Origin of the sequence: Loktanella sp. SALINAS62, from assembly GCF_018263905.1 — a bacterium.
Taxonomy (GTDB): domain Bacteria; phylum Pseudomonadota; class Alphaproteobacteria; order Rhodobacterales; family Rhodobacteraceae; genus Loktanella.
Genome location: NZ_JAAFZU010000099.1, coordinates 1 through 236, shown reverse-complemented (window position 1 = coordinate 236; position 236 = coordinate 1). Strand labels below are relative to the sequence as shown.

Genomic DNA, 236 nt, shown 5'->3' with positions numbered 1-236 from the left:
GTGTCGATCAGGTAATTGTCGGAATAGCTGAAGAAAGCAGGTCCCTTGCGGGCCGCGGTCCATTGACTGGCAGGATCGGAATGGGACGTGAATTTAGGCTGCACCTCGCTGGCAGCGCCAAAGGCAGCCTTGTCCAGTGTGTCGAGATACTCGCGGACAGCGCGGGGTGCATCCGCCGGGTCTATGCTTGCCGCGTCCCAGTTTTCCTTCGGCGTGGAGTTCTGCTTGTTGGCATC

General features: G+C 59.3%; 1 pseudogene. It reads right to left on the bottom strand.

The window, feature by feature from the left end:
* A pseudogene (locus GZH79_RS18885) lies at nt 1–236 on the bottom strand (IS5/IS1182 family transposase); the annotation flags it as partial.